This is a genomic window from Mycobacterium toneyamaense (assembly GCF_055384815.1).
In genome coordinates this window covers 2,886,829-2,912,620 of record NZ_AP040333.1, presented here as the reverse complement: position 1 = coordinate 2,912,620, position 25,792 = coordinate 2,886,829, and the positions used below count along the sequence as shown (strand labels likewise).

The window sequence follows — 25,792 nt, the reverse complement described above, 5'->3', positions numbered from 1 at the left end:
CCGTGACCGCGTCAACGCGCCGCGCGGGAGGCGCCCGCCTCGTCCACCGCCGTATGGATGAACCGCATCTTCTCGAGCACCGCGGCCGGCAGCACGAACGGATACAGATCCTCTTTGCCCATCGACCGGTTGACCATGTTCAACGCCCAGGCCAGCGGCAGCCAGAGCTCGATCAGGGTGTCAAATCCGCTGGGGCCCAGCACCCGCCGCTCGAAGGTGGCGCCGGCGGGCGCGAAACCGAAGGCCGCCGCGGTGTCGAGGGCGTCCCGGATGTGCAGATAGTGCGCGAACGTCTCGGCCCAGTCCTCGGCCGGATGCATCGTGGCGTACGACGACACGTACTGCTCCTCCCACCCGGCGGGCGCACCGTCGCGGTAGTGCCGGTCCAGCGCCGCCTGGTAGTCGGCGTCGGGGTCCCCGAACAATTCGGTGAACCGCGCGAGGGCATCGGGCGACGGCTCGACCAGCCGGTAGAAGTAGTAGTGCCCGATCTCGTGGCGGAAGTGGCCCAGCAGCGTCCGGTACGGCTCGGCCATGGCGATGCGCAGCTGTTCGCGGTGCACGTCGTCGCCCTCGGCGAGGTCCAGGGTGATGACGCCGTTCTGGTGCCCGGTGAACACCTGTTGCTGCTCGCTGGACAACAGGTCGAAGGCCAGGCCCTCGGTCGACAGGCCCAGCTCCGTCAGTTCGGCGATCAGCCGGCGCTTGGCCTGCTCGGCGACCGCGAAGGCCGCCAGCGCCTTGGTGTCGTCGTCATTGGGGCGCGTCCGGGTCAACGCGCAGGATGGGCACAGCTGCCGCACCGGCTCGATCCGGACCAGCCAGTTGCATTGCGCCAGATGAAGATTCGCGCACAGCTGGTAGTCGGTCGAGGCCACCGCTCCGGCGTGGTCGCTGTCGCCGGTACCGTCCGGCGGCGCGATCACCAACAGCGCCATGTCGTCCAGCGAGAACCCCAGGGCGCTGCCGCAGCCCAGGCACACCGAGTTCTCGAAGGCCAGCCGCTGGCCGCAGTTGGGGCAGTTGAAGTCACGCACGCAGTTCGCCTCCCGCAATAGGTGCGACGTCGACGGAGACGTCGATGATGCTGCTCTCTGAGTCGGTGTAGATGATGCCGCGCAGCGGCGGCACGTCGGCGTAGTCGCGCCCGAACCCGACCACGATGTAGCGTTCGTCGACCATCTGGTCGTTGGTCGGGTCCAGCCCCAGCCAGTTGTTCTGCGGCGTCCACACTGACGCCCAGGCATGGGTGGCATCGATTCCCACCATACGTTCTTTGCCCGGCGGCGGGTCGGTGGCCAGATACCCCGAAACATAGCTGGCGGCAAGACCGTTCGCGCGCAGGCAGGCGATGGCCAGGCGGGCGAAGTCCTGGCACACCCCTTCGCGGGCGGCCAGGACTTCCGCGACCCGGGTGGACACCGTCGTCGACCCGGACCGGTAGGTGAAGTCGGCGAAGATGCGCGAGTTCAGGTCGCGCAGCACCTCGATCAGCGGACGGCCCGGCACGAAACTCGGTGCGGCGTAATCCCGCACCTCGTCGGTGATCTCCGCGGGTTGCAGGTCGAGCACGAATTCGGTGGCCAGCGCACCGTCCGGCCCCGTCGGCCGGGACTGCTCCCACGGCGCCAGCGCCGCACCTGCGGCGTACCACTCGGCGGGCGGCGGGTCGACCTCCACGATGCTGCGTCCCGTCACGACGAGTTCGTGATGTGGTTGCGTCACATGGAAATACGAGCTGATGTTGCCGTACGCGTCCCGGCTCGTGGAACGGTCGGCAGGTTCGGGGTCGATGTTGAGCCGGTACGACTGGCAGCGCTGCTGACCGCTGTCGCGCGGGGTGAGGAATCCGCGGCCGTACGAGCTGGTGACGACGTCGGAGTAGCGGTACCGCGTGCGATGGGTGATCTGGTACTCGCGGCTCATGGCATCTGCCGCCGTTCGTCGGGGCCCCACAGCGGCTGCATGCCACTCGGGAGGGCCAGGTGCGCGGCCCGGATCAGCTCGGACAACTCCCGCAGATCGGTGTGCATACCGTCGAGCAGCTCGGCGAGTTCAGCGCGCCGCCCGTCGTCGGTGACGTGCTCGAGATCGGCCGGATCCTGGCGTCGCAGGCGGGCGGCGATCTCGTCGATCATCCGTTCCGGGCGGGTCGATCCCGTCGAGGACGGCAGTGCCCGCAGGTCGGTGCGCAGGCGCTCGAACTGGAAGGCCAGCGACCGCGGGTTCTCCTCGTCGAACAGCACCAGGTCGGCGATGGCTGCCACGCTCACCTGTCCCAGCATGCGCCTGCGATACATCACCGCCGATTCACACACCACGAGCACGGACTCGCTGACGGTCCGTTCGGTCTCGGCACCGTGGGCGGTGGTGAGGGTGGCCCGCAGCAGCGCGGTCAGGCCGAGACCGCGCTCGATGCGCTTGCCGATGTCCATCATCGTCCAGCCCACGTCACGCACCATGGATTCGGCCGCCACGCCGGACAGGGCCAGCATCCCCGCCAGGGTCTGGCTGGGCGCGGTCGACAGGTACGCCTCCCCCTTGGTCTTCGAATCCGGCGGCGGCAGCGCGGTGCCCTGGCGCTGCCGAGCGCGGTCGGACGGCTGCAGCACCGCGCGTTCGACGGCGGCCAGCACCATCCAGGTGTCGTTCGACATCTGGTCGCGGACGGCGCGCGCGGCCAGGCCCAGCCGTTCGACGGACTGCGCCAGCGAGCCCGGACGGTGCCGGTCGGCGGTGAGTGCCCACAGCGTGGTCGGCGTGATGGCCAGTTGTTCGGCGTAGTCGCCGTCGGCGCCGGTGTCGGTGCCGGTGATCTGGCCCAGTGCGGTCAGTAGTACCGGCACGCAATCACTGCCGCCGAGGTCCCGCCGGTAGCGGAATTCGTGGTAGCGCTCGCGGGTGACGGTGAGCAGCCGGGCGGTGAACTCGGCACGTTCGGCGTACCGGCCCAGCCAGAACAGGTCGGAGAGCACACGCGGCGAGCTCACCGCGCGGGTCGGGCTCGCCGTCATGGCCGGCAGCTCGACGGCCTGCGTCTGCACCACCGCGGCCCGGTCGGGCGATCGCACCCAGACATCCTTGGCCGCAACGGTTTCCATGCCGTAGGCGGCGTGCCCGCGGGCCAGCACGTAACCCAGCCCACCGATCATCGGCGCGTATCCCCCGCGCTGGGCGACGGTGAACAGCCGCATCCCGACGCTGTCGGCGGACAGTCCGCTGGGCAGCAGATCCACGGGGGCCGTGGAGAACTCGGGCAGTTCCTGGCCCATCCATTGCCACGGGGCGGCGGAGATCCGGGCCGCCAGCGCGGCCCGCTTGGCGCTGGACAGGGCGGGGCCGACGATCGCCGGTCCGCCGGTCACCGGCCTGATCAACAGGGTGGACAGTTTGCTCAACAGGTGCGAACGTTCGGCGTCGATGCCGCCCCAGAAACATCGGGCGCTCGGCAGTTCCGGGGTCTCCCCGGTGAGCAGTTCGGCCAGCTCCGGCAGGAAGCGGGCGATACCCGGGCTTTCGAGGATGCCGCTGCCGAGGGTGTTCACCACCGTCACCGCCCCGCGGCGCAGCACCTCGACGAGGCCGACGACACCGAGCCGGGAATCCGGACGCAGGTCCAAGGGATCGACGTACTCGGCGTCCACCCGGCGCAGTACGACGTCGACCCGTTTGAGGGTGCCGAGCGAGCGCATCCAGAGATTGCCGTCACGCACCACGAGGTCGGCGCTCTCGACCAACGGGAAACCCAACACGCCGGCCAGGTAGGCCTGGTCGAAGGCGGTCTCGGAGTGGCTGCCGGGGCTGAGGACGACGACCACCGGCTCGCGCGCGGCTTCCGGTGCCGCATCGATCAGTGCCAGCCGCAGGGCCTGTGCCCAAGGCGACGCCGGGCGCGGCGCCATCTTCTCGTACAGCTCGGGCACCGCGTGCGCGACGACCCGCCGGTCGGCGAGCGCATACCCGGCGCCCGACGGCGCCTGCGTCCAGTCCGCGTTCACCGCGAAGCCACCGTCGCGATGGCGGCTGACGTCGCAGCCGTGCAGGAACAGCTGGTGGCGTCCCGGCACCGTGATGCCGCGGGCCGCCCGCACGTAACCGGGATGGGCGTACAACAACTCCGGCGGCAGCACGCCGGAGGTGATGGCGCGGCGCGCGCCGTACAGGTCGGTGAGCACCGCGTCGAGCAGGCGGGAACGTTGCACCAATCCGGATTCGAGGGTGCGCCAGTCCGCCGCGGACAACACCAGGGGCAGGGCGTCGAGCTGCCACGTGTCCACCACCGGCGTGCCGTCGATGTCGGTGACGGTCTCGCCGTCCCGGTCGACCTGCACATAGCTGATGCCGTCGTTGTCGACGAGTTCCCGGACGACGCCACGCAGCTGGTCCAGGCCGGCCCGACCGCGGTCGCGGACGCAGTCGGTCAGCTCCTGCCAGGCCGGCCTGATCGCGCCCGACTCATCGACCAGCTCGTCGTAACCGACACCGGCCACGTCGCGGACGTCGAACAACGGCTCCTGGGCCCGGTCGGCCCGATATCCGGCCAGTGGGTCGCCGACGGGCGCCGCCTCCTCGGCCAGCTCTGGGGATGTGTGTGTACGGAGAACCATTACCGCAGAACGGTACGCACCCGGCGCAGATCGAGGATGCCCGACGCTCCGCCATCGGTGGATTGACGGGCCCGCTTCTCCCGGAGATCGGCCAGATCGACGGCGCCCGGGGTGAATCCGATGGCCTCGAAACGGCGGCCCCGTCGCGACTCGGCTTCGACGGCGTTGACCGGCGGGGTGTCGTATGCGCGGCCTCCCGGATGCGAGACGTGGTAGGTACAGCCGCCTTTGGAGAAACCGGTGAACCCATCCACGAGTTCGAACCGCAGCGGTCCGTCGACGGTGATGGTGGGGTGCAGCGCGCTCGGTGGTTGCCAGGCCCGGTACCGGACGCCGCCGACCTGCACGTCGGGCGAGTCGGTGGCCAGCAGCGGGATGGGGTGCCCGTTCACCGTGACGAGGTACCGGTTCCGGTCGGCGCCGATGAGCCGGACCTGCAGCCGCTCCACCGATGAGTCGACGTAGCGGGCGGTGCCGGTGCCGGTGGATTCCTCGCCGAGGGTGTTCCACGGCTCGATGGCGCCGCGCAGCTCCAACTCGGCACCGTCCAGAATGACGCTGCCGATCCGGGGGAAGCGGAACTCGGTGAACGGATCCAGCCAGCTGGTGTCGAACGGGATGCCGTGCGCCCGCAGGTCGGCGGCGACCTCGGCGATGTCTTGTATGACGAAGTGCGGCAACAGGTACCGGCCGTGCAGGTTCTCACCGTGCCGGATCAGCGGGGCCCGCAGCGGCTCGTCCCAGAACCATGCGACCAGCGACCGCACCAGCAGCGACTGCACCATGGCCATCTGGAAATGCGGCGGCATCTCGAAGCCGCGCAGTTCCAGCAGGCCGAGCCGGCCGCGGGCACTGTCGGGGCTGTAGAGCTTGTCGATGCAGAACTCGGCGCGGTGCGTGTTTCCGGTGATGTCGGTGAGGAGGTGCCGCAGGGCGCGGTCGACGGCCCACGGAGCTCCCTCGGCCACACGCTCGATCTCGGCGAACGCGATCTCCAGCTCGTACAGCGCCTCGAGGCGTCCTTCGTCGACGCGCGGGGCCTGCGACGTCGTGCCGACGAACCGGCCGGAGAACAGGTACGACAGCGCCGGATGCCGTTGCCAGTACGTCAGCATCGACACCAGCAGGTCGGGCCGGCGCAGCAACGGTGAGTCGGCGGGGGTGACGCCACCGAGGGTGATGTGGTTGCCACCGCCCGTGCCGCCGTGGGTGCCGTCGACGTCGAAGGACTCCGTGCCGAGCCGGGCCTGCCGGGCCGCCTCGTACAGGGTCTCCAGTTGTGCGGCCTGCTCGGCGAAGCCGGCGGTGGGCGCCACGTTGACCTCGATGACACCCGGGTCGGGAGTGACGGTCATCTGCTGGAGCCGGGCGTCCGGCGGCGGTCCGTAGCCCTCGATCACGACGGCGACGCCGAGATTGGCAGTGGCTTTCTCGATCCGGCCGACCAGATCGGCGAAATCGTCGAATGCCGTTGTGGGCGGCAAGAATACGTACAGCAGACCGTCGCGGACCTCGGCGACCAGGGCGGTGGGAGGTGCGCCGTCGGCGCTGACGACGGTCGCGGGCCTGGCGGGGGTGTCGACGCGCGCGGGCGCCAGCGGGTCGGCGTCGGGCACCGATCGCGGCGGCTGCCAGCTGATCGAGTCGAGCGGCAATCGCAGGCCCGCAGGCGAATCGCCGCCGATGAGCACCAATCGCCCGCGGCGCAGTTTCCAGTCGGCGGAGACCCACCCGGTGTCGTCCTCACGGCGATGCAGCGGCAGGACGTGGGCCGCGGGTTCGGTGACCGCGGCATCGAGCTTGTCCGCCAGGGCTTTCCGCTGGGCGGCACCGTCGTCCGTCAGATCGCCGGTGACCGGGTCCCCGTCCGGACGCCGGACAGCAGCGGCCAGCCGGGCGAGGGCGTCCTCGTAGGCCGGACGCACCTGACTGTCCGGCAGCCCGAGCCCGTCGGCGATCTCGGTGAGCAACCGGCGCGCGGCATCCGGTGAAACCTCATGGGATTCACCGGACCACGGATCGGCCAGCAGCGCCGCATCGGTCCACAGTGGCGTCCCGTCGGTGCGCCACATCAGCCCGATCTGCCAGCGCGGCAACGGCTCCCCCGGATACCACTTGCCCTGGCTGCGCTGTACCAGCCCGTCCGGGGCCCAGGCGGCTTTCAGCTGGGCGGTGAGCGCCGAGGCGAGCACGCGCTTGTGCGGGCCGTCGGCGGCCGTGGTCCATTCCTCGTCGGTCTGGTTGTCGATCGAGACGAAGGTGGGTTCGCCGCCGACGGTCAGCCGCACGTCGCGCTCGGCCATCCGTTCATCGATGACGGCGCCGAGGGCCCGGATCGACTCCCATGCCTGTTCGGTGTACGGCAGGGTGACGCGCGGGTCTTCGTGCACCCGCGTCACCACGTTGACGAAGTCGAGCGTGGATTCGCAGGGCTCGACGGCGCCGGTGATCGGGGCGGCCGATTCCGGGTGCGGCGTCGCCGACAGCGGGATGTGGCCCTCCCCGGCCAGCAGACCCGAGGTCGCGTCGAGGCCGACCCAGCCGGCGCCCGGGATGTACACCTCGGCCCAGGCGTGCAGGTCGGTGAAGTCGGCGGCGGGGCCCGACGGTCCGTCGAGCGCCTCGATGTCGGCGGCCAGTTGCACCAGGTAGCCGGACACGAAGCGGGCGGCGAAGCCCATCTTTCGCAGGATGGCGACCAGCAGCCAGGCGGAGTCCCGGCACGAGCCGATGCCGGTGCGCAGGGTGTGATCCGGTGTCTGGACACCGGGTTCGAGGCGAACGCTGTAGCCGACGTCGGCATTGACCGCCCGGTTCAGCGACACCAGGAAGTCGATGGTGCCGGTGCCGGGCACCACGTCGAAGTTCCGGACCCAGGCCGCCGTCAGATCGTCGGCGTCGTCGACGGGGCGAAGGTAGGGCTTGAGGTCGTCGAGCAGGTTGTCCGGGTAGGCGAACGGGACGGTTTCGGCCCATTCCTCGATGAAGAAGTCGAACGGGTTGATGACCTTGAGGTCGGCGATCAGTCCGACGGTGATGCTCAACTTGGTGGCGCGGTTCGGAAAGACCAAGCGCCCCACGAAGTTACCGAAGGCGTCCTGTTGCCAGTTGATGAAGTGGTCGGCGGGCTCGACCTGCAGCGAATAGGCCTCGATCGGCGTCCGCGAGTGCGGTGCGGGGCGCAACCGAACCACGTGCGGGTACACCTTGACCAGCCGGTCGAACGTGTAGCTGGTGCGGTGCTCCAGCGCCACCTTGATTGCCATAGCGATCGATCCCACCACAAGAACGGGCAGGTCGCAGGGCGGAGAAAACTAGCGGCGGCGGGCCCGGTTGTACCCGGCCAGGACCAGCACCCCCGCCGCCACGATGCCGACCATGTTGACGGCCAGCTGCCCCGCCGACGCCAGGGCCACATCCCAGTCGCGCGTGGTGGCCGCAACCACCGACATCCCGGCCGCGGGGACCGTCGTCACCGAGATGAAGACCCCAACCAGCGCAGCCGATTTCGACGTCACCAGCGACAGCATCCCGGCCGCACCGGCCAGCAGCGCCACCACGAACGAGAACGGCCCGACCTGGAAGATGAAGTCGACGTTCTGCAGCTCGTGGATACTGCGCAACGTCACCCAGCCCAGCGCCTCGAAGCCGAGCGTGGCCACCGCTGTGACGAGCATCGCCGCCGGGAATCCGATGAGCAGGGCCAGCGCCGCGCGCTTCGCGAGATAGCCCTTGCGTCGCACCACCGCCACCGCCAGGGCGGCCAGCGGCCCGAATTCGGGGCCCACGACCATCGCGCCGACGACGGTGATCGCCGAATCGGTCAGCACGCCGACCGCGGCCAGCAGACACGCGATGCACAGGAACGCCATGTAGGAGATGCCGAGGCTGCTCTGCTCGCGGGTGCGCAGCACCAGCTCGTCCCAGACCACCGCGTCTTCGCCGTCGCCGTCGATCTCGTCCTCGGCGCGGTAGGCGGCCGTCGACAGCACGGTGTCGAGCACCTCCATCGTGATGGCGCCGTCCTGATCGATGCCGAGCGCTCGCAGCCCGCTGATCAGCCCGTCGGCGGCGTCACGGGCGATGTCGGCGGTGATGACGTCACCGCGCGGATCGATCGCCGCGCCCGGGTGGGCCACCACGTTGGCGATGCCGCCGTGGTGCCGGTAGAGCTCGAGCACCGAATCGGCGAGTTCCGGCGGGGTGATCACGCGTAGATGCAGCACGGCCGAAGATTACCGACCGCGGCGGCGTGCCAGCTTCATCCCGAGTTCCTCGGGCGGGACCTCGTGTCCGTCCGCACACCGGATCTCGACGGTGGCATCGGCGCCGCAGCCCAGGTGCGTCAGCCGCAGGCCGGTGTCGCCCAGGTGTTTGCGGCCCCACTCGAACATGGCCCACACCACCGGCATGAAGTCGGTGCCGGCCTGTGTCAGCACGTATTCGTCGCGGCTGCGCTGACCCGGCTCCTGGTACGGCCGTTTGGTCAGCAGGCCGGCCGCCACCAGTTCGGCGAGCCGCGCCGAGGTGGCCGCCTTGGTGATGCCGACCCGCTTGGCGAAGTCGTCGAAACGCGTTGTGCCGTAGTAGGCCTCACGCATGAGCAGCATGGCGGATTTGGTGCCGACCAGCGACATCGTCTTCTCGATGGCGCACTGGCCGACCGCCGACCACTTGTCGCGTTCGGCGAGCACACCCTGCAGCGCTGTCATGCGGATCACTCTACCGCTGGGTTGCTCTTGCCATACCCAGGTGTTAGATCTGGGTATAGGAAGCAGTACTCAGCGTGGAGTTACAGGAGGATTCTCATGTCGGGATACACAGACCGCGATGCCGTGATCGTCGCGGCGGTCCGCACGCCGGTCGGCAAGGGCAAGGCGGGCGGCGCCCTGCACGACGTCCTCCCCGCCGATCTGCTCGCCCACAGCCTGCGGTCCGTGGTGGAACGCACGGGCGTCGACCCGGTACTGGTGGACGACGTCATTGCCGGCGCGGTCACCCAGGCCGGCGACCAGGCCGCCAACATCGCCCGAAACGCCTTGCTGGGCGCCGGCTTTCCCGAGAGCGTGCCCGGAACCACGGTCGACCGCCAGTGTGGCAGTTCGCAGCAGGCCATCTCGTTCGCAGCGCAAGGCGTGCTGGCCGGGTCGTACGACGCGGTGATCGCCGCGGGCGTCGAGTCGATGTCCCGCGTCCCGATGGGCGCGGCCGTCCTGCCGGGCAGCAACCCGTTCGGCGTCGGCATGGCCGAGCGCTATCCCGAGGGTCTTGTCCCCCAGGGCATCAGCGCCGAACTGATCGCGGCACGCTGGAATTTCTCCCGGACCGAGCTGGACGAATTCTCCGCCGCCAGCCACGAGAAGGCCGCCCGCGCCGCCAAGGACGGGCTGTTCGACAACGAACTCGTGCCGGTGGCGGGCCTGACCGCCGATGAGATCATCCGGCCGGGCACCTCGGTGGAGACGCTGTCGGGCCTGAGGCCCGCGTTCTACAGCGACGCCTACGCCGCGCGCTTCCCCCAAATCCGTTGGGAGATCACGCCCGGCAACTCGTCGCCGCTGTCCGACGGCAGCGCGGCGGTCATGATCACCAGTGGCGCCTTCGCCCGCAGCCACGGGCTCACGCCACTGGCCCGCATCCACACCATGACCGCGGTGGGATCGGACCCGCTATACATGCTGACCGGCGTCATCCCGGCGACCGAGAAGGTGCTGGCCCGGTCCGGCCTGTCACTGTCGGACATCGACCTGTTCGAGGTGAACGAGGCGTTCGCGCCCGTCGTGCTGGCATGGGCCGCCGACACCGGGGCGGACTTGGCCAAGACCAACGTCAACGGCGGCGCCATCGCCATCGGCCACCCGCTCGGGGCCAGCGGCGCCCGCATCATGAGCACGCTGGTCAACGCCCTCGACCAGCGCGGCGGACGCTACGGCCTGCAGGTGATGTGCGAAGGCGGCGGCATGGCGAACGCCACCATCATCGAGCGGCTGTAGCGCTCAGGCGCGCACGAGCTCGAACAGCGGGATGACGCGCGACGTCTTCGCCTGATACTCGGCGAAGACGGGGGCCACGGCCGTGATGAGCGGATACGTGGCCTCGCGCTCGTCATCGGGCAGTTCGCGCGCGACGACGTCGTACTCGTCGTCGCCGATCTCGATGCGGGCAGCCGGGTTGGCGCGCAGGTTGTGCACCCAGTCAGGGTGGGTGGGCGCGCCGGCCTTCGAGCCGACGATGAGAATCTTGCCGTCGACCGGCAGGTACGCCAGCGGCGACATGCGCGGTTGGCCCGACTTGGCGCCCGTGGTGTGCAACAGCAGGAGGTTGCCACCCTCGAACTGGCCACCCACCTTGCCGCCGTTGGCGCGGAACTCGTCGACGATGGCGGCATTGAAGGCATGGAAGGACGCGGCGTCCGTGAATTCGGTCATGCCTCAGCCAACCTCGTAAACCGGCCCAAATGTTCCCGTGACGGCGCGATACTTGCCTGATATTGACAGAGGTGCCGATGACGCCAGATGCGGACGCAGTTGTGGTCGGAGCCGGTTTCGCCGGCCTGTACCTGGTGCACCGGCTCAGGGAACACGGCTTGTCGGTCCGCGTCTTCGAAGCCGCCGACGACGTCGGGGGCACCTGGTACTGGAACCGCTACCCCGGCGCGCGCGTCGACATCCCCAGCCTCGACTACATGTTCAGCTTCGACCCGGACTGGCACCGCGACTGGCAATGGTCGGAGAAGTACGCCACCCAGCCGGAGATCCTGGGGTACCTGAACCATGTCGCCGACAAGTTCGACCTGCGCCGCGACATCACGTTCGGCACGCGCGTCACCAGCGCGCACTGGACCGACGGCGGCTGGCGCGTCCGCACCGACCACGGCGACGACGTCACGTGCCGTCATCTGGTGCTGGCCACCGGCTGCCTCTCGATCCCCAAGGAGCCCGACATCGCGGGCATCGAAACCTTCACGGGCGAAAGGTATTACACCAATCGCTGGCCCCACGAACCGGTCGACTTCACCGGTAAGCGCGTCGGGGTGGTCGGCACCGGGTCGTCGGGTATCCAGTCGATTCCGCTGATCGCCGCGCAGGCGGCGCAGCTGACCGTCTTCCAGCGCACGCCGTGTTTCTCCATCCCCGCACACAACGGGCCGGTGTCGGAGGAGAAGCAGGCCGCGCTGGCCGACGAGCCCGCGTACCGGGCGGCGGCGCGCGCGTCGTTCGGCGGCGTGCCCCAGGAACGCACACTGATCCCGACATTCGCGGTGCCCGAGGCCTACCGTCAGCAGCGGTACGAACGCGCCTGGGAGATCGGCGAACTCCTCGAAACGCTCAACATGTTCTCGGACCTGATGAGCAACCCGGCCGCCAACGAGTCGTTCGCCGACTTCGTCCGCGACAAGATCCGCGCCGCGGTGCATGATCCACAGACCGCGGACCTGTTGTGTCCCAAGGATTATCCGGTCGGCGCCAAACGGCTGTGCCTCGACACCGACTACTACGCCACGTTCAACCAACCCCACGTGCGGCTGGTCGACCTGCGGACCCAGCCGCTGGTCGGCGTCACCGCGAGCGGCGTCGAGACCGTGGGTGAATCGTTCGACTTCGACGCGCTGGTGTTCGCGACCGGGTTCGACGCCATCACCGGTGCGGTGACGGCCATCGACATCGTCGGACGCGACGGGCTCGCACTGAAAGACAAATGGGCACAAGGGCCGTCGACCTACCTCGGCCTCACCACCACCGGATTCCCGAACCTGTTCCTCATCACCGGACCGGGCAGTCCGTCGGTGCTCTCCAACATGGCGGTGTCCATCGAGCAGCACGTCGAACTCGTCACCGACACGATGGCATATCTGCGCGAGCACGGCTTCGACACCATCGAGCCGACGCCGACGGCCGAGGCCGGCTGGATGCAGCACGTCGCCGATGCCGGCGCCATCACCATGTTCCCGCAAGCCAATTCGTGGTACGTCGGCGCCAACATCCCCGGCAAGCCCCGCGTCTTCATGCCCTACGCGGCCGGCGTCGACTTCTACAGTGCGGCCTGCGCGGACGTCGTCGGCCGGGACTACCTGGGCTTCAAACTGTCCGGACCGGCCGGTGCGCAGTGCCACGACGGCGTCGTCCGGCGGCTGCAACCGGACGTGCAGTCGGTGCTCGACATGGTGGCGGCGCTGAATCCGCCGCCGCTGGAATCACTTCCGGTCGACGTGGCGCGCGCCGCCATGGTCGAGGCCAATGCCACCCGACCGCCGGGGCCGGATGTCGGCGAGGTCATCGACGGCCGATTCCCCGGCGCCGCAGGCGAACTCGAGTACCGGCTGTACCGCCCGGCGACGCCGCGGCCGCACCCGGTGATCGTCTACTTTCACGGCGGCGGCTGGGTGCTGGGCGACGCGACGTCCGACGATCCGCTGTGCCGCGACCTGTGCGTGCGGGCCGACGCGGTGGTCTTCTCGATGAATTACCGGCACGCGCCCGAGCATCCGTTCCCCGCGGCCTTCGACGACGGCGTCGCCGCGCTGCAGTGGGTGGCCGACAACGCCGCCGCGCTCGGCGGCCTCCCCGACCGGCTGGCCGTCGCCGGCTGGAGCGCGGGCGGCAACATCGCCGCGACCGTGTGCCAGTGGGCGCGCGACCACGGCGGCCCGCGCATCGGCGGGCAGCTCCTGCTCACGCCGGTGACCGACGCGCGGCCGTATCCGTCGTATCAGGAGAACGCCGACGGCTACGGACTGACCGCTCCGCTCATGCAGTGGTTCGCCGACCTCTACGCCGGTCCCGCCGACGATCAGCGGCGGTCACCGTTGCGCGGCGACCTCGCCGGCCTGCCCCCGGCGATGGTGGTGACGTGTGAGTTCGACCCGCTGCGCGACGAAGGCAACGCCTACGCCGCCGCGCTGGCCGCGGCCGGCGTGCCCACCGAGCACGTACAGGCCCGCGGCCACACGCACCTGTCGATGACGATGGTCGACCTCGTCGTATCCGGCGAGCCCGTCCGCGCCCAGATGGCCGAAGCCTTACGCGCCTTTCTCGGGCTTGAAGTCGATACCTGACTCCTTGCGCTGCTGCGCCGTGATCGGCGCCGGGGCGTCGGTCAGCGGGTCGACGCCGCCGCCGGACTTCGGGAACGCGATGACGTCGCGAATCGAGTCCACCCCGGCCAGCAGCGCGGTGATGCGGTCCCAGCCGAAGGCCAGACCGCCATGGGGCGGCGCGCCAAAGGTGAAGGCGTCCAACAGGAATCCGAACTTGTCCTGCGCCTCGGCTTCGTCGATACCCATCATCGCGAACACCCGCTCCTGGACGTCGCGACGGTGGATACGGATCGAGCCGCCGCCGATCTCGTTGCCGTTGCAGACGATGTCGTAGGCGTCTGCCATCGCCGAACCCGGGTCGGTGTCGAACGTCGCGATCGAGTCGGGCTGCGGCGCCGTGAACGCGTGGTGCACCGCGGTCCAGGCACCCGAACCGACGGCGACGTCGCCCGATGCGGTGGCCGCGTCGGCGGATTCGAACAGCGGCCAGTCGACCACCCAGGTGAAGGCCCAGGCGTTCGGATCGATCAGGTCGAGGCGCTTGGCGATCTCGATGCGCGTCGCGCCCAGCAGGGCACGGGCGCCCTTGGCCGGACCGGCCGAGAAGAAGATGCAGTCCCCCACCTGCGCGCCGACGTGCGCGGCGAGACCGGCCCGCTCGTCGTCGGTGAGGTTCTTGGCCACCGGGCCGCCCAGCTCGCCGTCCTCGCCGACGAGCACGTAGGCCAGGCCCTTGTGGCCGCGCTGCTTGGCGAACTCCTGCCAGCCGTCGAGGGTGCGGCGCGGCTGCGACGCCCCACCCGGCATGACGACCGCGCCGACGTACGGCGCCTGGAACACCCGGAACGGGGTGTTCTTGAAGTAGTCGGTGCACTCGACGAGCTCGACGGCGAAGCGCAGGTCCGGCTTGTCCGAACCGAAGCGGCGCATGGCCTCGTCGTAGCTGATGCGCGGCAGCGGCAACGGCAGCTCGACGCCGATCAGCTGCCACAGCGCCGCCAGCACCTCTTCCGCGACGCCCATGACGTCGTCGGCGTTGACGAAGCTCATCTCGAGGTCCAGCTGCGTGAACTCGGGCTGCCGGTCGGCGCGGAAATCCTCGTCGCGGTAGCAGCGCGCGATCTGGTAGTAACGCTCCATGCCCGCCACCATGAGCAGCTGCTTGAACAGCTGCGGGCTCTGCGGCAGCGCGTAGAACGAGCCGGGCTGCAGGCGCGCGGGCACCAGGAAGTCGCGCGCGCCCTCGGGGGTCGACCGGGTCATGGTCGGCGTCTCGATCTCGACGAAGTCGTGCTTGTCCAGCACGGCGCGGGCCGCGGCGTTGACCTTGGAGCGCAACCGGATCGCGTTGCCCGGGCCTTCCCGGCGCAGGTCCAGATAGCGGTACTTCAGACGGGCTTCCTCGCCCGGGGCCTCGTCGAGCTGGAACGGCAGCGGCGCGCTCTCGGACAGCACCTCCAGCGTCTTCGCGTTGACCTCGATGTCGCCCGTGGCGATGTCCTTGTTGGCGTTGCCGTCCGGCCGCACCTCGACGACGCCCGTGACCAGGACACAGAACTCGGCGCGCAGTCGGTGCGCCTGCTCCAGCACGGCGGCGTCGCGGAACACCACCTGGGAGACCCCGGAGGCGTCACGCAGATCGATGAAGATGACGCCGCCGTGGTCGCGCCGGCGCGCCACCCATCCGGCGAGGGTCACCGTCTGACCGGCATCGGTGGACCGCAACGAACCGGCGGCGTGGCTGCGCAACACGAAAATCTCCTCTGACGTCTGAATCGACCGCTAAGTCTAAGGGGAGCCTCGACCGGTATTTTGGCGACAGTGAGCTTTGCCCTCGTGGGACCGGGTGCCATCGGATCAACTATCGCCGCGCTGCTGTACGCCGCGGGCCATGAGGTGCTGCTGTGCGGGCGGACGCCGCGCGAGGCGATCGAGGTTCGGGTGGACGGCCGCGCGCCCATCGTCGTGCCCGGCCCGGTGCACACCGATCCCGACACCGTCGCCGGACCGGTCGACGTGGTGCTGCTGGCGGTGAAGGACACCCAGTACGCCGCGTCCGCGTCGTGGCTGGCCCGTTTGTGTGGTCCGAACACCGTGGTCTGTGCGCTGCAGAACGGTGTCGAGCAGGCGGACCGGCTGCGGCCCTACTGCCCCGAATCGGCCGTCGTACCCGCGGCGATCTGGATCGCCGCGGAGACCCGCCCCGAGGGCTGGGTGCAGGTGCTGAGCGCCCCGCGGCTGGTGCTGCCCGACAACGCGGCCGCGGCCCGTCTGGCCGCGGACCTCGACGGCAGCGGGATCGCCGTCGAGCTGGACCCGGACTTCCTGAGCGAGGCATGGCGGAAGCTGTTGGTCAACGCCGTGGTGGGATTCATGGTGCTGTCCGGCCGGCGCTCCGGGATGTTCCGGCGCGACGATGTCGCCGCCCTGGCCCGCAGGTACCTGGCCGAGTGCCTCGCGGTCGCGCGGGCCGAGGGCGCGACGCTGCCCGACGGCGTCGTCGACGAGATCGCCGACATGCTCAAGCAGGCGCCCACGGACATGGCGACCTCGATGCTCGTCGACCGGGAAGCACACCGTCCGCTCGAGTGGGACATCCGCAATGGCGTCATCCAGCGCAAGGGTGCCGCGCACGGCATCCCCACCCCGATCAGTGACGTCCTGGTGCCGCTGCTCGCCGCGGCCGGCGACGGACCGGGCTAGCGCCGGCCGAAGACGAGCTCGACCAATTGGTCGCGGCTGTTGACGCCGACGCGCTGACACGCCCGGAAGATGTGCCCCTCCACAGAGCGACGGGACATCCCGAGTCGCTCCGCGATGGCGGTGTTGCTCAGCCCCTTGGCCGCCAACGCGACGATCTCGCGTTGCCGGACCGTAATCGCCAGCGGGGTGGCCGCGGCGCGCAGCGCCGGGGTATCGGCTCCACCGCATTCGGCCGCCAGCCGGGCGGCGGTGCTTGCCGCGCCGAGTCCCGACCCACGCAGTCCGGCCTGTTGGTACACGGCCGCGGCCTGCGCGGCGGCATCGGCGGCCGCCACCCGGTCGCCGAAGTACTCGTAGTGTTTGGCCGCCGCCACCAGGCCGTCGCCGTCGGCTGCGGCGAGCGCGACGGCGTGCGCCGCGGCGGCCGCCGCGCGCGGCCCCCGCACCGTCAGCGCGAGCTCGGCGAGCCTGGGCGCCGTGGTGCGATCGCCGAACTGCGTGGCCGTCTGCAGCAGCATGACCTCCCAGCCCAGCCGGCCGAGCTGACGCTCCCGCGCGGCGGCCGTCCGGGCTATCGAAATCGCCTCGGACACAGCGCCTTCGGCGGCGCACACCCAGGCGTGGGCCAGAGTGCGGTCAGGGTCGCGGGCGCAGGCGTCCGGATCGGCCTGCCACCACGGCGTGGCGGCGAACTCGCGGCGCGCGTCGTCGGCGCGGTCCGACATCGCGTCGGCACTGACGAGCCACAGTCGAGCCAGCATCTTGCGCATGCTGCCGCTGTCTCGGGCGCTGAAGTCGGCGAGCGATTCCAGGCACAGCCGGTGCGCATCGGCCAGCGCGCCCCGGCTGATGGCCGACAGCCCCGCCACGAATGCGTGCCACGATTCGGCCACCTGCCACGACCCCTCGATCGGGACGTCGACGGTGTCGCGGCGGATGCGCGCGATGGTCACGTCGGCCTGGTCGAGAGTGCCGGCCAGCCGATGCATGTGCAGGTGCAGAAATGCCAGAGGTAGGCGCAGGTGCGATACCTCCGGACTGCTGTCGGCCAGCCGGTAGCCGGCCTCCGCGACGGCTTCGACCTCGTCGATGCGGCCCAGTTCCCCCAGACTGCTCACCAGCGCCCACGTCGAGAGCATCCGTGCGACGGGATCGGCGGCCGGATCGTCGACAACTCTGCGCGCCTGCTCGATGGCGGCCGCCGACCGGCCACGCGCCACGTCGATCGACGCGCGCAACGCCAGTGCCGTCGCCGCGACGGTGGCGTCGCCCGCCGGTATCTCGTTGTCGAGTTCGGCTTCGGCACGGGCCGTGTGGCCGAGGATCACCGCGAAGTTCAGGGCGCGCAGCAACGCGACCTGAACCCGCAGCGGGCCCGAGGTGTCGGCGGCGAGCCGGGCGAAGATGACCTCGGCCTCCTCGCCGCGCTCCTGCCAGATCAGCGCCAGCGACAGCGCGATATCGGCTTCCAGGCCGCCACCTGCCGCCACCGCCCGCTCGGCCAGCGACTCGGCGAGCCGCATGTCCGTCAGTTGGATCGCCGCCGACGTCGCCGCGTTCAGGATCGCCGGGTCGGGGTCGAGATCGGAGTTGAGCGTCAGCACCGCGCGGCGCACCAGATCACGCGGATCGCCGGCGGGACGGGCAATCAGCGCGGCGGCGATCTGCCCGTGCAGCCGACGCATCCGCAGCGAGTCGGTACGCCGCACCTCACCGAGCATCGGATGGGCCAGCCGCACCGACGCCGGCGTCGCGCTGCTGTCGATGCGGATCAACCCGAGCGCTTCCGTCTCGGCGATGGCATCGGAATCCGTCACCGCTGCCAGGGTTTCGATGTCGAGTGGTTCGGTAACCGCGAGGGCATCGAGCACATTGCGCGCGGCCGCCGGGATCTGGCCGATCCGGGTGGTGAGCAGTTCAGCGAGCGTGGGTGTCAGCCGTGGCTGGCCCTGCCACATCCACACCCCCGATTGCTGCGTCAACCGGCCGGCGCTCACCTCGGTGTCCAACAGGTGGCGCAGATACAGGACGTTGCCCTGCGTGTACTGCCATAGCTGTTGCACACACCGTGAATGCACCGGCCCGCCCAGGATGCGTTCGACGAGCTTCGCGATGGCAGATGAGGAAAGCGGTTGCAGTTCAATGCGTTCCAGTACGTCGTCTTTCCAGATCGCGGTGATGGCGTCGGGCGCCGGTTCACCCGATCGCAACGTCAGCACGACGGTGGCCAGCTTGCGCGACACAAGCTGGTGTACGGCAAAGGCCGACAGGTCATCCAGGAGATGCGCATCATCGACACCGACGACCACCGCACCCGTCGGCGCGGCGCCGATGACTCCATCGATCACCTCCCGCACCCGCCGCAGTGGATCGGGACCGAAGTCACTGGCAATGTCCGCGAACGCACCCAACGGGATACTGCGGGCCGACGCGGTGCCGGCGATCCACCGCGACCGCCCCGGCGGCCGGCAGGCCGTGATGACTTCACGCGCGAGGCGGGTCTTGCCGACACCGGCGGCACCCGACAGGACGATGCCGCGGGCCCGATCCGGGCGTCTGATCGCAGTCTCGATCGCGCGCAGTTCGTCGGCTCGACCGTGCAGGGGCCATTCGTGGAGCACTGACCGATCACCCCCGGACCACAGCAAACTCACACCATTTGCATCAGATGCTGCCAGGTTGGCCGACAGCAAACAATAGCTGGGCTAGATGATTGGGGTAGGGCCTTACCTCAGTCCCGGGCGGTCGGCCGCCTTACCGTCCAATCACCGGCGCGATCGCCGGCGGTGGGCGGAGGCGGAAGGGGCGAATCATGGGCCATGCCAATCACATCGGGCGGATCGGGGCGCTTGCGGTGGCATTGGGCGTAGGACTGGCCGTCGCACCCGGCGTGGCCTCGGCCAAGCCGGCTCCGTCTTCGCCGACGTCGGATGGGCCGGGAACCACCGCACCCACCTCTCCCGGCCAGAACATGGCCGTCGCCACCAACGGCACCACCCGAGTCCAGCGGGGCGACGCCACCGCGACCTCCGACGGCAAGGGCTCGGTGGCCATCGCCCGCGGATCCGACGCGACGGCGATCTCCTCGGGTGGCCAGGGCTCACTGGCCATCGCCCGCGGCGACGGCGCCACCGCCATCATCAACACGCGCGCATGCGAAACCTGCCTGGCCGGCGGAGGAAACAAGGTCACCGCCAGCGGCACCGGAGCCACGGCCACCGCGAGCGGAACGGGGAACCGCGTCACCGCCTCCGGTTCCGGCAGCGCGGCCACCGTCAGCGGGTCCGACAACACCGTGCGCACCTCCGGTATCGACAGCGAGGCCACCGTCACCGGCTCCCGCAACACCGTCGATGCCACGGGTCTGGACAGCACCGTTTCATTGATCGGATCCGACAACACGGTGGCCGCGACCGGGGCCCGCAATGTCGTCGTCGTGCGGGGTTCGGACAACGACGTCACCAGCAGCGGCAGCACGAACACCGGCACCGTCACCGTGCGAGTCACCGGCGACCACAACGACGTATCCACCGACGGCGTCGACAGTGGCGCCTCGGTCAGCGGCGACAGTAACGACGTGGCGACGGTTGGCCCCCACAGCTCTGCCTACGTGGTCGGCGACAGCAACACGGCAAGCGCCATCGGCGACCACACCACCGCTTGGATCGAGGGAGATCACAGCACGGCCGACGCCCTCGGCGACTTCAGCAGCGCGCAGGTCTGCGGCGACGGCAGCTCCGCCAAGGCCGGCTTGACATCGACAGATTCCGGAAACAGCGTGCAGGTGAACGGGAACAACAGCGCCGCAGAGGCCGGAAACGGTTCGTACAACGATGTCGACGTGCACGGGAACGACAGCACCGCCGCGGCGTTCGGCACGTCCAACACGGTCAGTGCCGAAGGTCCGGACAGCCACGCCGTCGCCATCGGCTCTGGCAAAACCGTCGAGTCCGGGCCTGGCGAAACCGTCGTCAATCCCTAACTCAGCAGCCGGCGTACCTCGGCGTCGCTGACCTGATCGAAATCACGGTACGACTCCCCCACCGCCGCAAAGGGCGTCGGCATATCGGCACACACCACGTCGTCCGCGATTCCCATGAGCTGGCGGCACGCCGCCTCGCCGCCGACGGGCACCGCCACCACCAGCGTCCGCGGCCCGCGGTCGCGCACCACTTCGGCGGCGACGCGCATGCTGGCGCCGGTGGCCATGCCGTCGTCGACGAGGATCACGGTGCGCCCCTTGACGTTCGGCGGCGGCCGCCCCTGCCGGTAATCGGTTTCGCGGCGCTGCAGCTCGCGACCCTCGGCCGCTGCGACCTCAGACAGCGTCTCCTCGGAAATCTGCAGTGGCCCAACCACATCCGCATTGACGACGACGTGACCGCCGCCGCCGATCGCGCCCATCGCGTACTCCTCGTGGCCGGGGACGCCCAACTTGCGGATGATCAACGCGTCCAGCGGCGCGTCGAGCGCGCCGGCGATCTCCTGGGCGACGGGCACACCGCCACGGGCCAGACCGAGCACGACGACATCGCGCCTGCCGCGGTACGCCGTCAGCAGACCGGCCAATACGCGCCCCGCTTCTGAACGATCACGAAAGACGCGCCTCGATGCATGGTGTCGCGTAGTCCCGATCCTATTCCCATCAGCGCTTTTGAGTGGTAATCCGTAATTGACAGGTCAGATGAAAACCGTTTCGAGGAGGCAGAAGTGAAGGTCACCGGAGCAGCTGTTGCGGTTCTCTCGGTCATCGGCATCGCCAGTGCGCCGATCGCGTCGGCCGGCTATCCACTCGTCGGCAAGCTGGGTAGCGCCATGACCATGACGGACAGCGTCGGCCAGGTCCAGCTGAGCTGGCAGGTTTCCGACCTCAAGCCGAGCTCCGACGTCATGCCCGGCTACCGGGTCGCCGGAAAGCTCTGGGAGGCCACCGCCACCGTCCGGGCCCTGAGCGGCCCGGTCACCCCGGGCATTTCACAGTTCAACGCCGTCGCACCGAACCAGGCTGCGTACCGCGTGCTGTGGATGGTCGCGAGCCCCGTCAACATCAGCGGTGGCACCATCCCGCAAGGCGGGCAATCGACAGGAAAGATCCACTTCGACGTCACCGGACCCGCCCCCACGACGGTGACAATGAACAACGGTATGGAAGACCTGATGGTCTGGACTCCGTGATCCAGTAGACACTCTGTTCTAGGGTGTCTACTCATGAGGACCTACCAGTGCGAGCCCGTCGGCGTCGACTTCATCGACAGCGCACCGTTCCGCTTCGTCAGCAAAGTCGATCTGGCGATCAAGCCGGAGCAGTTGTTCGAAGTCTTCTCGGATGAGACGTCCTGGCCGCGCTGGGCGACGCTGATCACCAACGTGGAGTGGACCAGCCCGAAACCGTACGGCGTGGGCACCACCCGCACGGTGACCATGCGCGGCCACATTGTCGGCGACGAGGAGTTCATCGGCTGGGAACCGTTCTCCTACATGGCGTTCCGGTTCAACACCAGCACCTCGAACATGCTGTCGGCCTTCGCCGAGGGTTACACCGTCGAGGAAACCGCCGACGGTTGTCACCTGACGTGGGTCATGGCGATGAAGCCCAAGGGGCTCGCCGGCGAGCTGGGCATGCGGGCCGGCGGCCCCATGATGGGCTGGCTGTTCCAGCGGTTCCTGCACAATCTGCGCCGCTACTGTGACGAGCGCTACGGGGACGAGCGTTACGGCGCGTAGAGCCCTTCCCAGACCACACGGCGGGCCTGGTCCGGGTCGTCGATGGTCTCGTCGCGCATCGAGCCGATGACCCGCGTGGCCCGACGGCCGGTGTCGTAGGTCGGCCAGTTGGCCGGCGCCGCCGTCGCGAAATCCAGCCAGGTGCGCTGCATCCGCCGGCCGACCGACGGCTGCACCTGACGCCCGAGCGGATGCAGCATGCGGCCGAGGTATGAGCCGTAGCTGTGCTGGATGTGCACGATCTCGCTGCCGTGCGTGGCACCGAGGCCCAGCACCTTCAGCGTCCAGGTCGTGTGGTCGAACCGGTAGGCGTGCGTCGGCGCGTGGCCGCTGTAGGCGTCCGCGAAGGCCCACGTCGGGGCGCCGAACATGACGTCGGAGCCGATCGCGATCAGCGCCCGGCGCCGCGGGTAGCTCGGATAGGCCTGCAGCACAGCATCTTTGGCGTCGGGTGCGATACGCGCGAAGTAGTCGTCGACCATGGGCACAGTGGTGGGCAGCATCGGCGGCCTGCCCCACGCGAACATCGATGCCTCGCGGCTGTTGGTGCCGACGATCAACGGCACCTTGGCCACGGCCCCGGCGCGGGCGGCAAGCACCGGATGCGCGGGCAGCAGGTCGACACCGTACGTCAGCCCGTACGCCAGTTTGGGACTGTTGGCCGCGCTCTCCCCCTGCAACTGACCGGCGGCGCGTCGCAGTTGGCGCTGCGGCAGCGCGACGATCTCGTCGATGGGGACGTCGAGGCGGCGCACGAACTCGTGAGCCTGGCGGGCCCGGGTCTCACGGTCGGCGATGAGCGGCAGCGCCGGGCTCTGCGCGATGGCCCGGCCGAACAGTCCGTCGGCCGCAGGACTTGCCAGCAGCGCCAGCACCGATGTTGCACCCGCGGATTCGCCGAAGACGGTGACCTGCTCTGGATCGCCGCCGAACGCGGCGATGTTGTCGCGCACCCACCGCAGTGCCGCAATCTGGTCCCGCAGACACAGGTTGTCGTCGAATCCCGGGCCGAGGTCGCCGAGTTCGAAACCGCCGAAGACGCCGAGCCGATACGTGACGTTGACGACCACCACGTTGCCGTTCGCCGCGAGCCGGGACCCGTTGTACAGCTGCAACTGACCGGCGCCGAACACGAATGCGCCGCCGGGAATCCACACCATCACCGGCAGGGAGCCCGTCACATCGGGTGACCACACCGTGACGGTCAGGCAGGCCTCGTCGCGCATCTTGGGGTCGTCGCGGCCGCCGCCGACGAACGACTTGCCCTGCGGCGGGATGGGTCCGTGATCGATGGCGTCGCGAATGCCGGACCATGGGACCAGCGGCTGCGGTGCGCGGAACCGCAACGGCCCGACGGGCTGCTCGGCGTAACCGACGCCACGCCAGACGTGCACACTGCCCTCGGTGGTGCCTCTGAGGGCGCCGGCGACGGTGTGAACGATGGTCGAACGGTCGATGGTTTCGGGCTGGACGGCCACACCGGAAATCCTAGTGTGGAAAGCTGACATCCAGTCGTATTCGAGGCCCGGACGGAGCGGTGATGTCCTTCAACGAAGGTATGCAGATCGACACGAGCAACACGTCGACCAGCGGGGGCGGTGGTTTCGGCGGTCGCGGGATGGCGATCGGCGGCGGCATGGGTGGCTTGGTGATCGTGGTGGTCGCCATGTTCCTCGGTGTGGATCCCAGTTCGATTCTCGGCAACCAGAACCAGGCACCCCAATCCAGCGAGGGGTCCAGCGCCTACGACCTGAGCAAGTGCAAGACCGGCGCGGATGCCAACAAATACCTCGAGTGCCGCATCGTGGCCACTGGCAACTCGGTGGACGGCGTGTGGTCACAGCTGTTGAAGGGCTACACGCCGCCGAAGATTCGGCTGTTCCGCGGGCAGGTCAACACCGCATGCGGCCCGGCCGACACCTCGGTCGGCCCGTTCTACTGCCCCGGCGACAAGGTCGCCTACTTCGACACCAGCTTCTTCCAGACCCTGGTCGACGAATTCGGTTCCAGCGGCGGCCCTTTGGCCCAGGAGTACGTGGTGGCCCACGAGTTCGGTCACCACGTGCAGAACCTGCTCGGGGACATCGGCAAGGCGCAGCGCGGACCGAAGGGCGCCGAGGGCAACAGCGTGCGCACCGAGCTGCAGGCCGACTGCTACGCCGGCGTGTGGGCGCACTACGCGTCGACGGTGAAGCAGAAGAGCACCGGCGTGCCGTTCCTGCAGCCGTTGAGCGACAAGGACATTGCCGATGCGCTGTCGGCGGCATCGTCGGTCGGTGACGACCACATCCAGAAGCAGGCCACCGGACGCGTCAACCCGGAGTCGTGGACGCACGGCTCGTCGGCCGAGCGGCAGAAGTGGTTCACCACCGGTTACCAGACCGGTGACCCCAAGCAGTGCGACACGTACAACGCGCAGGACCTGGGCTAAGCCGCAGGGCTGATCCGCGCGATGTGGACATCGCGGGTGAAGATGCGCAACCCGTCCGGTGTCGGCGGCGCCGTTGAGGTGTACACCGCGCCCGATGGCGTGGTCAGCGCGATGGTGTGCCGGCCGTACCGGTCATAACTCGCCGCCGCCTGCCAACCCGGTTCTTCCTTGACGTAATTGCAGTGCTCGCACAAGCCATCGCCGTTGTGCGCGCTCGTCGGCCCACGCTTGGCATGGGGCGTGACGTGGTCGGTGTGCCGAATCCGCGCATTGCAGTACGGGGTCCGGCAGATCTGGTCCCGCAACCCGATGAACGTCGCGAGCGCTTTCGGAAACGCCCGCGCCTTCGACTCCATCGCGACGAGCTTGTTGGTACCCGGCTGGGCGTACAGGCGCCGCAACGCCGCCCCCACCGTCGCATCGGCCGCCGCGGCCAGCACCATGTCGCGAGCCAGCGCCGCCGGAATGGGCCCATAGCCGTCCAACTGCGCGGGCTGCTCGCCCCCGGTCAGCAGCGTCTCATCCGACATCACCAGGTTCAGTGTCACCGGCACCGGTGTCGCGACCGGATCACGACCCGTGACCCGCTCCACCACCACATCGGCCATCACCTGCGCACGGCTGCGCTCCGAACCCGCCGCCACCGCCGACGCCGCCTCACGAGCCAGCGCCTGGCGCACCAACTGCCCTTGGGCCGCCGGCATCAGCACCGTCATCGACATCATGCCGTCAGCGGCCACCCGGAACCGCACATGCCGCGCGGACCGCGCCCGCCTCATCTTCTCCACCACGGTCTGCTGATCCAGCTCACAGGCGATCCGCGCGGCCTCCGCCGACACCTCGGCGTTCCCCAACCCCGCCAGCGGGCCCGGATCCCCACACAACTCGGCATCCAGCAGCCGGCGATCCAACACCGACAGGCACGCCGCCTCTCTGGTGATCAGCTCGGCCCGGTGCTCGGAGAGCACACCCGACTCCAACGCGGCCAGCGTGCACGGCATGTCCGCGACCAGGATGCGGGCCATCGCCATCAACCGCTCACCCCGATGCGGGGACTCGCGCCGCGCCAAACCGATCTCCGAACCCAGCGCGGCCCGCGACACCCGCGGCCCACCCGCCGTGGCGGCCGCCACCCGCCGGGCCTCCAACGCCACCGCAATCCGCGCTTGCTCTGCCGCCGCACGCGCCTTCGCTCGCTCGAGCTCCGCCATGCGACCCGACAACACCGCCTCGTCAGCGTCCGGGTTCAGCACCAAAGCTTCGCTCATATGTTCGAATATACACCTTGCC

Annotated in this window: 18 protein-coding genes and 1 pseudogene; 7 read left to right on the top strand and 12 right to left on the bottom strand. The window is 69.4% G+C overall.

Annotated elements, in window-relative coordinates; translation table 11 throughout:
- Positions 1–11: 11 nt before the first annotated feature.
- From ACZ5IQ_RS14125 to ACZ5IQ_RS14100, 6 genes are read right to left on the bottom strand one after another with little or no spacing between them, the layout of a single operon-like run.
- Positions 12–1,037: a zinc-binding metallopeptidase family protein gene (locus ACZ5IQ_RS14125; protein WP_212811581.1), complete on the bottom strand. Its 1,026-nt coding sequence runs from the start codon at positions 1,035–1,037 to the stop codon at positions 12–14.
- Complete coding sequence (locus ACZ5IQ_RS14120; RefSeq protein ID WP_464481388.1) at positions 1,030–1,926, bottom strand: transglutaminase family protein; 897 nt, start codon at positions 1,924–1,926, stop codon at positions 1,030–1,032. Before ACZ5IQ_RS14120 ends, ACZ5IQ_RS14125 begins: the two co-directional genes overlap by 8 nt.
- Positions 1,923–4,607: a circularly permuted type 2 ATP-grasp protein gene (locus ACZ5IQ_RS14115; protein ID WP_464481387.1), complete on the bottom strand. Its 2,685-nt coding sequence runs from the start codon at positions 4,605–4,607 to the stop codon at positions 1,923–1,925. The genes ACZ5IQ_RS14120 and ACZ5IQ_RS14115 overlap by 4 nt, the downstream gene beginning before the upstream one ends.
- Positions 4,607–7,873, bottom strand: coding sequence for a transglutaminase family protein (locus tag ACZ5IQ_RS14110; protein WP_212811584.1), 3,267 nt, complete (start codon positions 7,871–7,873; stop codon positions 4,607–4,609). The genes ACZ5IQ_RS14115 and ACZ5IQ_RS14110 overlap by 1 nt, the downstream gene beginning before the upstream one ends.
- A gap of 48 nt (positions 7,874–7,921) precedes the next feature.
- Positions 7,922–8,833, bottom strand: coding sequence for a DUF389 domain-containing protein (locus ACZ5IQ_RS14105; protein ID WP_212811585.1), 912 nt, complete (start codon positions 8,831–8,833; stop codon positions 7,922–7,924).
- Positions 8,834–8,842: 9 nt separating this feature from the next.
- On the bottom strand, positions 8,843–9,319 hold the full coding sequence (locus ACZ5IQ_RS14100) for a winged helix-turn-helix transcriptional regulator (RefSeq protein WP_212811586.1): 477 nt from the start codon (positions 9,317–9,319) through the stop codon (positions 8,843–8,845).
- Between the two features lie 96 nt (positions 9,320–9,415).
- On the opposite strand from ACZ5IQ_RS14100, the gene ACZ5IQ_RS14095 reads away from it, so the two are divergent.
- Positions 9,416–10,600: a thiolase family protein gene (locus ACZ5IQ_RS14095; protein ID WP_464481386.1), complete on the top strand. Its 1,185-nt coding sequence runs from the start codon at positions 9,416–9,418 to the stop codon at positions 10,598–10,600.
- A 3-nt stretch (positions 10,601–10,603) separates the two neighbouring features.
- On the opposite strand, the gene ACZ5IQ_RS14090 is transcribed toward ACZ5IQ_RS14095, so the two are convergent.
- A complete protein-coding gene (locus ACZ5IQ_RS14090) occupies positions 10,604–11,035 on the bottom strand; it encodes a nitroreductase family deazaflavin-dependent oxidoreductase (protein ID WP_409429975.1) in 432 nt (143 codons plus the stop codon).
- Between the two features lie 77 nt (positions 11,036–11,112).
- Here ACZ5IQ_RS14090 and ACZ5IQ_RS14085 point away from each other — a divergent pair, with 77 nt between their 5' ends.
- Positions 11,113–13,662 carry a flavin-containing monooxygenase gene (locus ACZ5IQ_RS14085; RefSeq protein WP_464481385.1) on the top strand — a complete coding sequence of 850 codons (2,550 nt, stop codon included), beginning with the start codon at positions 11,113–11,115 and terminating at the stop codon, positions 13,660–13,662.
- On the opposite strand, the gene aspS is transcribed toward ACZ5IQ_RS14085, so the two are convergent.
- Positions 13,627–15,402 carry an aspartate--tRNA ligase gene (aspS, locus tag ACZ5IQ_RS14080; protein WP_464481470.1) on the bottom strand — a complete coding sequence of 592 codons (1,776 nt, stop codon included), beginning with the start codon at positions 15,400–15,402 and terminating at the stop codon, positions 13,627–13,629. The genes ACZ5IQ_RS14085 and aspS overlap by 36 nt on opposite strands.
- A 63-nt stretch (positions 15,403–15,465) precedes the next feature.
- Between aspS and ACZ5IQ_RS14075 the strand changes: the two genes are divergently transcribed.
- Entirely contained in the window at positions 15,466–16,347 is an 882-nt protein-coding gene (locus ACZ5IQ_RS14075) for an oxidoreductase (protein ID WP_464481384.1), read from the top strand.
- On the opposite strand, the gene ACZ5IQ_RS14070 is transcribed toward ACZ5IQ_RS14075, so the two are convergent.
- Entirely contained in the window at positions 16,344–18,968 is a 2,625-nt protein-coding gene (locus tag ACZ5IQ_RS14070; RefSeq protein ID WP_464481383.1) for a LuxR C-terminal-related transcriptional regulator, read from the bottom strand. The two genes, ACZ5IQ_RS14075 and ACZ5IQ_RS14070, sit on opposite strands and share 4 nt — an antisense overlap.
- Before the next feature lie 191 nt (positions 18,969–19,159).
- Between ACZ5IQ_RS14070 and ACZ5IQ_RS14065 the strand changes: the two genes are divergently transcribed.
- Positions 19,160–20,329, top strand: coding sequence for a DUF3060 domain-containing protein (locus ACZ5IQ_RS14065; protein WP_464481382.1), 1,170 nt, complete (start codon positions 19,160–19,162; stop codon positions 20,327–20,329).
- Here ACZ5IQ_RS14065 and ACZ5IQ_RS14060 read toward each other — a convergent pair.
- Positions 20,329–20,982 (bottom strand): annotated as a pseudogene (locus tag ACZ5IQ_RS14060) (phosphoribosyltransferase); the annotation flags it as partial. The gene ACZ5IQ_RS14065 and the pseudogene ACZ5IQ_RS14060 sit on opposite strands and share 1 nt — an antisense overlap.
- Positions 20,983–21,057: 75 nt before the next feature.
- On the opposite strand from ACZ5IQ_RS14060, the gene ACZ5IQ_RS14055 reads away from it, so the two are divergent.
- On the top strand, positions 21,058–21,522 hold the full coding sequence (locus ACZ5IQ_RS14055; RefSeq protein WP_061004480.1) for an MPT63 family protein: 465 nt from the start codon (positions 21,058–21,060) through the stop codon (positions 21,520–21,522).
- A 33-nt stretch (positions 21,523–21,555) separates the two neighbouring features.
- Positions 21,556–22,071: an SRPBCC family protein gene (locus ACZ5IQ_RS14050; protein WP_464481381.1), complete on the top strand. Its 516-nt coding sequence runs from the start codon at positions 21,556–21,558 to the stop codon at positions 22,069–22,071.
- Here the strand turns inward: ACZ5IQ_RS14050 and ACZ5IQ_RS14045 are convergent.
- Positions 22,059–23,579 carry a carboxylesterase/lipase family protein gene (locus ACZ5IQ_RS14045; RefSeq protein ID WP_464481380.1) on the bottom strand — a complete coding sequence of 507 codons (1,521 nt, stop codon included), beginning with the start codon at positions 23,577–23,579 and terminating at the stop codon, positions 22,059–22,061. The two genes, ACZ5IQ_RS14050 and ACZ5IQ_RS14045, sit on opposite strands and share 13 nt — an antisense overlap.
- Positions 23,580–23,611: 32 nt before the next feature.
- Here ACZ5IQ_RS14045 and ypfJ point away from each other — a divergent pair, with 32 nt between their 5' ends.
- The gene (gene ypfJ / locus ACZ5IQ_RS14040; protein ID WP_409429981.1) at positions 23,612–24,502 is read left to right on the top strand and encodes a KPN_02809 family neutral zinc metallopeptidase; all 891 of its coding nucleotides are present in this window, start codon (positions 23,612–23,614) and stop codon (positions 24,500–24,502) included.
- On the opposite strand, the gene ACZ5IQ_RS14035 is transcribed toward ypfJ, so the two are convergent.
- Positions 24,499–25,770, bottom strand: coding sequence for an HNH endonuclease (locus tag ACZ5IQ_RS14035; protein ID WP_464481379.1), 1,272 nt, complete (start codon positions 25,768–25,770; stop codon positions 24,499–24,501). The two genes, ypfJ and ACZ5IQ_RS14035, sit on opposite strands and share 4 nt — an antisense overlap.
- Positions 25,771–25,792 lie beyond the last annotated feature (22 nt).

Bases quoted from the DNA above. Each gene is read 5' to 3' on its own strand.
- ACZ5IQ_RS14065 (WP_464481382.1), top strand. From the start codon at position 19,160: ATGGGCCATGCCAATCACATCGGGCGGATCGGGGCGCTTGCGGTGGCA.
- ACZ5IQ_RS14100 (WP_212811586.1), bottom strand. From the start codon at position 9,319: ATGACAGCGCTGCAGGGTGTGCTCGCCGAACGCGACAAGTGGTCGGCG.
- ACZ5IQ_RS14035 (WP_464481379.1), bottom strand. From the start codon at position 25,770: ATGAGCGAAGCTTTGGTGCTGAACCCGGACGCTGACGAGGCGGTGTTG.
- ACZ5IQ_RS14120 (WP_464481388.1), bottom strand. From the start codon at position 1,926: ATGAGCCGCGAGTACCAGATCACCCATCGCACGCGGTACCGCTACTCC.
- ACZ5IQ_RS14085 (WP_464481385.1), top strand. From the start codon at position 11,113: ATGACGCCAGATGCGGACGCAGTTGTGGTCGGAGCCGGTTTCGCCGGC.
- ACZ5IQ_RS14095 (WP_464481386.1), top strand. From the start codon at position 9,416: ATGTCGGGATACACAGACCGCGATGCCGTGATCGTCGCGGCGGTCCGC.
- ACZ5IQ_RS14090 (WP_409429975.1), bottom strand. From the start codon at position 11,035: ATGACCGAATTCACGGACGCCGCGTCCTTCCATGCCTTCAATGCCGCC.
- ACZ5IQ_RS14110 (WP_212811584.1), bottom strand. From the start codon at position 7,873: ATGGCAATCAAGGTGGCGCTGGAGCACCGCACCAGCTACACGTTCGAC.
- ACZ5IQ_RS14050 (WP_464481381.1), top strand. From the start codon at position 21,556: ATGAGGACCTACCAGTGCGAGCCCGTCGGCGTCGACTTCATCGACAGC.
- ACZ5IQ_RS14115 (WP_464481387.1), bottom strand. From the start codon at position 4,607: ATGGTTCTCCGTACACACACATCCCCAGAGCTGGCCGAGGAGGCGGCG.
- ypfJ (WP_409429981.1), top strand. From the start codon at position 23,612: ATGTCCTTCAACGAAGGTATGCAGATCGACACGAGCAACACGTCGACC.
- ACZ5IQ_RS14045 (WP_464481380.1), bottom strand. From the start codon at position 23,579: ATGTCAGCTTTCCACACTAGGATTTCCGGTGTGGCCGTCCAGCCCGAA.